An 8,881-nucleotide genomic window follows, 5' to 3' on the forward strand; every position below is an offset into this window, starting at 1 on the left:
GCTGCAGTTTCTTCTATTTAAATACTATAGAAAGAATATCTGCCAATCTAAACTCTGGTTCGATCACATCACCTCTTGTTATACATATCCTACTAACATACTATGTATTTATTCTCATACTACCATACAACCCGAAAGATGAACAGAAATTCGCTTTCACATCTGTCTTTTGTACAAAAAAAAGCAGATGCTGACCTCTTTGACCATCACATCTGCTTTATACGTTTCAAAACTGTTTGTCTTTTAGAGTTTTCCAACCAGATCGATACCCGGCTTTAATGTATCGGCTCCCGGTTTCCAGTTGGCCGGACACACTTCTCCATGTTCAGCCGCAAATTTGGCAGCCTGTACTTTACGAAGCAGTTCTTTAGCGCTTCGTCCGATTCCATTATCATGGATCTCATACGCCTTGATCACACCTTCTGGATCAATCACAAAACTTCCGCGCAAAGCTAATCCTTCTTCTTCAATCATGACACCAAAATCTCTGGCCAGTTTTCCTGTTGGATCTCCTAACATCGGATATTCGACTTTAGAAATTCGGTCACTGGCATCATGCCATGCCTTATGAACAAAGTGTGTATCACAAGAAACCGAATACACTTCACATCCTTCTTTTTTGAATTCTTCATACGTATTCTGCAGATCTTCCAACTCCGTTGGACACACAAACGTAAAATCAGCAGGATAGAAGACAACCACCGACCAGTGGCCTAAAAGATCTTTATCCGTAACCGTGATGAAGCGCTCATTCTGATACGCTTCTACACGAAACTCTGAAACATTTTTTCCTATTAATGACATAATTTTTTACCTCCTAAGTAAGTACATTCTAACTTAAGAGTTAGCTATGTGCAACTCAAACGCTCTCTGCTTTATTCTTGCTTGAAATGACGCTTTGATTCGTCAATATCCAAGCCTAACGTACCACCTGGATTCATCAGATTCTCTGGATCAAAATATTGTTTTAAAGCCTTGATAATACCATATTCTTTATCCCCAATCTGACTTTGAAGCCATGGACCGAACATCTTGCCGATTCCATGGTGATGACTCATGGTCGCTCCGGCATTTAAGATCGCATCTAAGATGCTGGAATGATATCGTCTAAATTCTTCTTTATCGCTCATGCGCGTAATAAAGATGAAATACAAATTTGCTCCCTGTGGATAACAATGTGACATATGGGTTGTGACTACCGTATTCGGTAATTTATGACAGACTTCACGGACATCACGATGAACCTGTGCCATATTGCTCCATTTCACCGTACATTCCAAAGTATCGGTAATGATGCCAAAGTCCATCATCGTATCACGCAAATACGGATCATTAAATCGTCCCTTCTCCCAGTTCTTTGTGACATATCCGGTTAGACTTAGACCGCCAAATTTCTTGGAAATCTCTTTAATCTTATGCGCAACATTGGCACTGTATCCTTTTTCACCATCTGTAAAGCCTAAAAACAGACAGCGTTCATTCTCTTTGAAGCCTTTCATCTCCAGTAAGTTTTGCAGAGGTGTATCATCGACATTATAAAGTTTCAACATCAAAGATGTCTCTTCCGCATCTGATAAGCGGAATACGCTCGACTTCCCGGCTTCACACTGCATCATCTCTCGGGCCGCATTCATGGCTGTATTCCAATCTTTGAACATATAGGAGAATCGCTTTCTGTTTTCCGGCATATAGCGGAATATTTTTAAAGTCACTTCGGTCAATACACCAAAGGCGCCTTCGCTACCCATCATGATCTGATTCAGATTTGGACCCGTAGCTTCCTGTGGATAGGTGGAAGTATGAATCACACCGATCGGGGTAGCATATTTTTGTCCCATTACGAGATCGGTAATACAGCCATAATACGTACTGTTTTGTCCGGCACCACGGGTCACGACCCATCCGCCGACACTGCTGTATTCAAACGACTGTGGGAAATGGCCGCACGTATAGGCACGCTTGGCCCCAAATTGTTTTACGGCATCATTCAACAAGCTTTCCAGCCTAGGTCCACTCATACCAGATTGCACCGTGATGGTCTGGTCCACTTCATTAAATTCAATGACATGTTGAAAGTTTCTTCGCATATCCAAAGAAATACCGCCTTTGGTCGGTTCTACACCCATAGTTACACTACTTCCTCCGCCATAGACATAAAGTGGAATCTTATGGCGTACGGAAAAATCCACAACAGCTTCTACTTCTCTGGAAGTGGATGGATATACAACGACATCCGGCAAACTGTCTACCTGTTTTTCACGAAGTCTTAACGTATCGTATGCCGTTTTTCCATAGGCCACGCTTAAACGATCGTAATCATCAATGCTCACATGGTCTTTGCCGCAAATTTTAATCAGTTCCTCGATCAATGCAGGATCCAACTGACTCTTTGGCAAATCTTTGACTTCGTCTTCTCCCAGATTCAGGGCATATTGGCGGAAATCCGCATCGGTCATCTTAAAAATATCTTTCATCGTCTTATACAACGATTCTTTTGGATATTTCACAAATTCTGGATCACCCCAGCGAAAAATGGATCGATAAGAGCGCTTCGGCGCTGCCTCTTTTACCCAGTTCGGTTCAAAATCTTTATATGGTTTCATGTCTATCTTTCCCTTCTTTTTACCAAATTTGATAATTTACGATATAACGGCACCAAGGATGGATAAATCTTTCGATAAATTTGGGTATACAAATCGTGATAAATACGATGATTTTCCATGTCGGGAGTAAAGCTGTCCTTGATATGAACCATAGAAGAAATTGCTTCCTGGTAGCTTTGAAAAAACCCTAGCTTGGTAAAGCCGGCAATACTGGCCCCTATTCCGGTCGCTTCATGTGTCTGAATGCGAATGACCTTCACACCGAAAATATCCGCTGTGATTTGACAGATTTCATCCGATTGTGATCCACCGCCGGATACAAAGACTTCTTCAATCGGTACTCCGGTTCGCTCCTGCATATGGATCATACCATTATAAAGCGCATAGCCAATTCCTTCAATAATGGCACGATACAAGTGAATTCTTGTATGTGCATCATGAAAACCAATCATACTTCCCTTGGCATCGGGATTGATTACACCAGGTGTCCAAAAAGGTTGGAGGATCAATCCTTCACTGCCACAGGGTATATTTTTTAATTGTTCATTTAATAAGTCTTCCGGTGCAATTCCCATTTCCTGGGCCAGCTGCACCTCCTTGGCCGCAAACTCTTTTTTAAACCACGAGATCAGCCAATACCCTCTAAAGATTTCAATTTCCGGATTGTAGTAACCATCCAGTACAGATGGATAGGAAGGCAAAAACTTTTCCGGTGTGACATATTTATTGAGAGTGAATTGAATGGTAGCCGTTGTTCCAAACGAAAGAGAGGCCTGATAAGGATGAATAGCTGAAACACCTAACGTTTCACACCCCTTATCACTGCCGGTTGCCACCAATGGCAATCCCTCGGGAATTCCTGTTTCTAAGCTTGCCTGCTCGGTAATCGTACCCAAAACACTTTCTGTGACCAAATCGACCAGCTTTTCTCTTGGGATATCGCACATATAACGCTTGATATCTCTATCCTTCTGCCACGTCTGTCGTTTATAATCAAATGGAAGATGTCCGATCATATTACTTGGCGTATCAACCAAATTACCGGTCAGTAGATAATGTAGAAAGCTTGGCAGGAAGACAACTTTGGTACATCGTGCATAGCTGTCCTTTTCGTTTTCAATGAGCCAGTTAATATGAGAGGCACAGTATTGCTGCTCCAAAATCTTGCGCATGTGAACCACAGAGCTTGCCTTTAATACCCATCCCGGAATACGTGAAGTATCATCGGCCAGCCGATGATCCAGCCATAAGATGGCATCACGAATCGGCTTTTTATTTTCATCTAAAAGAATGATCGTATCCCGGATACAGGCTAAAGTCACTCCTGCACAATCCTGAAGACAATGTGTATCTTGTTTATAGAGCTGATCCATTAAAATCCGCATGGTCCTGTAATACATCATCGGATCGACATCAGCGTATCCCGGCTGGATACTGACATAAGGCTTCGGATATTTATATTGCGCATAATATAAGATTTTCCCCTGTCGATTGACAACCATGGCTCGCATGCTTTGCGTACCTAAATCAAAGGTCAATATCGTAGGATCTGCCATAGTCTTATCCATTCCTGAATGATGTAGTCAAAATAACATCCACACCCAGATCACAGACATTTTGAATGACCGGTTGTCCGACATCCAGGTCATGATCCAGCACAACACTCTGAATCTGGTCCATCACATCGAAAATTTTGGATTTAGGAATCTCCTGACTGACTTTAACACTGACAACCGGCTGTACGGAAGATGTGGTTTTTACAGTGGATGAAATGGTTCGCATAGGACAAGTCATCTCCGCCCTGGCAAACGCTTCTCCCCTGGGGCACAAATTACCCGTCACTTTAATTTCTTCTTTGGATGAATCAATTTTTAAGTGACATCCATTGGAACATACAATGCAAATCATCTCTTTCATAGTAACCCCTCCATTTTTACAGAAATCTTTTTAGCCCCTTTAAAAAGATCTTGTTTCAACTCTAAAAATTCCATTTCCGGTGGTTTCACATGATGGAATACCTTGGTATAGACTATCTGATCATTCACAATCAAAGAAAACTTTGCCTTTTTCATTTCCCGATTCACTCTAAAATAACAAGCAATCGGATCCTCTTGCAAAGGATAACGAATCCTTTGCGGAATGAAGTATCCAAAATTCCCCTCTACCTGAATCGGCTGATCATAATGTTTTTTATTTTCATACTGTGCTGCATAAGTACCGGCTTTTTCCGCACAATACGAAACATGATCCACCAGATCATTGACATGCAGTGCATTCCCACAGATAAAACAACCTTCTTTTTCTGTCATGAAGTATTGATCTACAAAAGGGCCTTTGGTTTTTGGATCCAAAGAAATCGATAACGATTCTGCCAATTCATTTTCCGGAATCAAGCCAACAGAAAGAATCAAGGCATCGCAATCGACGCGAAAAGACGTTCCCGGAATCGGATGCATGTTTTCATCCACCTTTGAAATTTCAACACCTTCCAATCTGGAATCTCCGTACACTTTTGTCACGGTGTGGGAAAGATGCAATGGAATATTGTAATCTTCCAGACATTGAAGCAAGTTTCTTGTCAAACCGCTGGGAGTCGGCTTTGCTTCATAGACTCCCAATACCTGGGCACCTTCAAGACTCAACCGCCTTGCCATGATCAATCCGATATCACCACTTCCTAAAATAACGCATCGTCTGGTTGGCAACATACCTAGAATATTCATAAAATATTGTGCGCTGCCGGCTGTATAAACCCCCGATGGCCGCTGTCCGTGAATGAAGACCTGACGGCTTGTTCTTTCACGACAGCCGGTAGAAAGTACAAGACTTTTGCAGCTATAGCGCGCAACACCATCGGCATTGACCACATCCAGACAATAGCCTTCCTTTTCTTTGGCAATATGAAGCACGGTTGTCGATAAAAGAACATCAATGGATAAGGCGTCCAATTCATCGATGAATCGCTTCGCATATTCCGGACCTGTTAAACGTTCCTTAAAACGATCCAGACCAAACCCATCATGAATACATTGTTTTAAGATACCTCCCAACTTAGATTCTCTTTCAATCAAAAGGACACTGACACCTTGTTTATGAGCACTGATTGCAGCGGCAAGCCCTGCCGGCCCTCCACCAATCACAATAGTATGTACGTGTTTCAATGGGATGCGCCTCCTTTTTTACTCTTATAAACCAGATTCGAGCCATCAGTCGATTTTATCACTTCTTCCAAAGGAATCTGATATTCATCACTGATCATTTTTGCGACAAGGGGAGCGCAAAAGCCACCCTGACAACGCCCCATACCCGGTCTGCATCTTCTTTTTACGGCATCCAGAGTGTGAACCTTTAAAGGCGATCGCAAAGCATCCAAAATTTCCCCTTTACTGATTTCTTCACAGCGACAGACCATAATACCATAATCCGGATTTTTCCCGACCAGATCATTGCGTTCCTGCAACGACATGGTTCTAAGCATAGGGATTCCTTTCCGAATCGGATCAAACGCTTTATTCTCTTTTACTTCCTGATAGATACGTAATCGTTCTACCACGGCATGACTAACATCCACGGCAACGGCCGGTGCCGTAGTAAGACCCGGTGATTGAATACCTGCCACATGATAAAGATTCTTTGTATGATGTCCCCATTCCAAAATGTAATCTTCTTCAAATGTGGCCGCACGAATGCCGGTGTAATACGCAATCACATCTTTTTTTGCGAGTTTCGGACACGTTCTAGACTGGCGTGCAATAATGGCATCAATATCTTCGGGATAGGTTGAAAAATCTTCTTTTTCGTATGTTTCCTGTGCGTTCGGTCCCACTAAGATCGTGTCTTCGACCGTTCGCATAATGCCATCACCTTTCGTATGTTGATTGGCTTGTTGTCCCAACGTTTTCGTAGATACGATCGATTTTGTCAGAAAGTTTGCCTTTTTATCCAGAATCAAATCCGTTCCTCGCCGTGGATGAATCGAATAGAAACGATCCTTTGCCATACGCGCAATATCTTCGGCAAAAACTCCGGCGCAATTTATAACGATCTTAGGATAGATCGTCCCTTGGTTCGTTTGAATGGATACGATTTTTCCCTTCTGAACCTCCATACCCAGAACAGCTGTATTCAATGCGATTTCAGCACCATTCATCACGGCGTTTTCCGCATATGCGATCGTTAATCCATATGGAGAGACACACCCGGCACTCGGATTGTAGAGAACAAACTGAATGTCTTTGGAAAGATTTGGCTCTCGTTTAAATGCCTCTTTGGCACTGATGACTCTAGTATCATCCACACCACATTCCACTCTCCTTTGAAGTGCAAAAGCCTCTACGACCGGTCTTAACCAGGCCTGTGTAAAACCAACATATTGTCCTCTGCGATAAAAGGGAACATCCAATTCTTTACAGATCCTGTCATACATACGGTTGCCTCTTACCACGTATTTCTGTTTCAAGCTTCCTTTTGGCAAGTCAACACCAGGATGAACTTCACCATCATTCTTACTGGAAGCATGCATCGCAACATCGGTCTCTTTGTCCAACAATAAAATAGACAAATCAAAGCGAGCCAACTCTCTTGCGATACTGGCACCCGAAATACCCGCACCGATAATCACAACATCATAATGTTTCTGATCATATTGTTGACTCGTTTTGTGCGGAACAATCATTTGCTTCGGTTCATGATTTAAAAACTTTATATCATTGACCACATGATACGGTGAATTTTTCGTAACACACCTTTGACAAACATCCACGATCTGATTCCAATCTTCACTAAACCCCTTTACCACAATGGAATCTTCCGTAACCTGAACTGAAAACTGACCAGGATACAATTTATACAACATCCTGTTCAGCTTCTTCTCCAATGAATGTGCATTCATAGAACAGTCCTACCTTTCTTTATATGCAGCGCTTTAAGTAAGCGCTTACATCAACGGTTAAAAAAATATGATATCTGCTAATTCCCTATATGATTACTATGTATAGTTCTATTATATGCTTTTTGACTTTATATCTCAACAAGTCACAAAAGAAAAAAGTCAGTTTCTCACTGACTCTTTCTATCATCGCTTCTGTCTTTTTTGAATAATCATTAACCCACATAATAGAGCTAAAGATACGCTCGCAATACCGCTGAATACGGCTGCATAAGTTCCTGTAGATGTCTTCGTTCCTTTGGAGCCTTTTGCTTCTTTGCCTGATTCTTTATTTGTATTTTTTTCCTGTGTGGATGTGTTTCCTTTGCCGTTTGATGGATTATTGTTGTCTTTTTCCGGCTGCGAAGATTGATTATTTGTATTTTCCTTTACCGTCACCGTAATCGTCTTGGTGCTGGAGGCTCCTTGGGAATCCGTTACCTGATAAGTAATCATATACGTTCCCGCCTGTGTCGTCTTTCCGCTTTCATCCATTGGTACTTTGTTTTCCAAAATCTGGATATTATCTGTTACATCTCCATCCTCTGCATCCGTTGCCGTAACATCTCTCATCACTTCAAGACTATCCCCTACTGTCAAAGTTTTATCTTCGGCTTCAATCGTTGGAATCCGGTTCAGTTCTTCCATCTTCGGATTTACAGTCACTGTAATGGTCTTCGTACTGGAGGCACCCTGAGAATCCGTTACCTGATAAGTAATCGTATAGGATCCGACTTTTGTCGTATTTCCGTTTTCATCGGTTGGTACCGTATTATCGATGACCTTGACTGAACCTGTAAGTTCTCCGTCTTTATCATCCATGGCACTGACATTGTTGAATACGTTCAGCGTATCCCCTACTATCAACACCTGATCATCGGCAGTGATACGCGGAATATGGTTGAGTTCCTCCATAGACGGATTTACAGTCACTGTAATGGTCTTTGTGCTCGATGCGCCTTTGGAATCGGTGACTTTATACGTCACTGTATACGATCCGGCTTCTGTCGTATTTCCGTTTTCATCGGTTGGTACCTTGTTTTCCAGGACTTCCACCTTTTCTGTCAGGTTTCCATCTTCTGTATCTGTTGCCGTTACTCCATTTGCAGGATCAAAGGCATCTCCAACCGTCAGGGTTTGGTCTTCGGCATCGATTGTTGGAATCGCATTTAAAGAAGTCATATAAGGTGAAAATATCCATGTTCCCACAAACTGGATCTTTCCCTCTTTGAGGTTCTCGTCATTGACTTCTTTGCTCTTTGCATCATACGATTTGAATTTCCATATACCGTCTTCCGCCTTGAAACTCGTTGTTTCCGGTTCAACAGCCTTGACTGTATCCCCTTTTGCA

General features: G+C 42.2%; 7 protein-coding genes. All 7 read right to left on the reverse strand.

The genetic code is table 11. From position 1 onward, the window contains the following. Positions 1–243 precede the first annotated feature (243 nt). A complete protein-coding gene (gene ahpC, locus ACTQX6_RS11730; RefSeq protein ID WP_117445136.1) occupies positions 244–804 on the reverse strand; it encodes an alkyl hydroperoxide reductase subunit C in 561 nt (186 codons plus the stop codon). A gap of 71 nt (positions 805–875) precedes the next feature. Further along, positions 876–2,603 carry an FAD-binding oxidoreductase gene (locus tag ACTQX6_RS11735; protein ID WP_117445135.1) on the reverse strand — a complete coding sequence of 576 codons (1,728 nt, stop codon included), beginning with the start codon at positions 2,601–2,603 and terminating at the stop codon, positions 876–878. Positions 2,604–2,605: 2 nt separating this feature from the next. Next, entirely contained in the window at positions 2,606–4,171 is a 1,566-nt protein-coding gene (locus tag ACTQX6_RS11740) for an FGGY-family carbohydrate kinase (protein WP_441657722.1), read from the reverse strand. Continuing rightward, positions 4,164–4,520 carry a DUF1667 domain-containing protein gene (locus ACTQX6_RS11745; protein WP_441657529.1) on the reverse strand — a complete coding sequence of 119 codons (357 nt, stop codon included), beginning with the start codon at positions 4,518–4,520 and terminating at the stop codon, positions 4,164–4,166. Before ACTQX6_RS11745 ends, ACTQX6_RS11740 begins: the two co-directional genes overlap by 8 nt. Then, the gene (locus ACTQX6_RS11750) at positions 4,517–5,764 is read right to left on the reverse strand and encodes an NAD(P)/FAD-dependent oxidoreductase (RefSeq protein WP_294688895.1); all 1,248 of its coding nucleotides are present in this window, start codon (positions 5,762–5,764) and stop codon (positions 4,517–4,519) included. The genes ACTQX6_RS11745 and ACTQX6_RS11750 overlap by 4 nt, the downstream gene beginning before the upstream one ends. Further along, positions 5,761–7,494, reverse strand: coding sequence for an NAD(P)/FAD-dependent oxidoreductase (locus ACTQX6_RS11755; RefSeq protein ID WP_441657528.1), 1,734 nt, complete (start codon positions 7,492–7,494; stop codon positions 5,761–5,763). The genes ACTQX6_RS11750 and ACTQX6_RS11755 overlap by 4 nt, the downstream gene beginning before the upstream one ends. Before the next feature lie 183 nt (positions 7,495–7,677). Then, positions 7,678–8,881: immunoglobulin-like domain-containing protein (locus tag ACTQX6_RS11760; RefSeq protein WP_441657527.1), on the reverse strand; the 1,204-nt coding region annotated here is incomplete at its 5' end.

Source organism: Faecalicoccus sp. LCP19S3_E2 (genome assembly GCF_052121255.1).
Classification (GTDB): domain Bacteria; phylum Bacillota_I; class Bacilli_A; order Erysipelotrichales; family Erysipelotrichaceae; genus Faecalicoccus.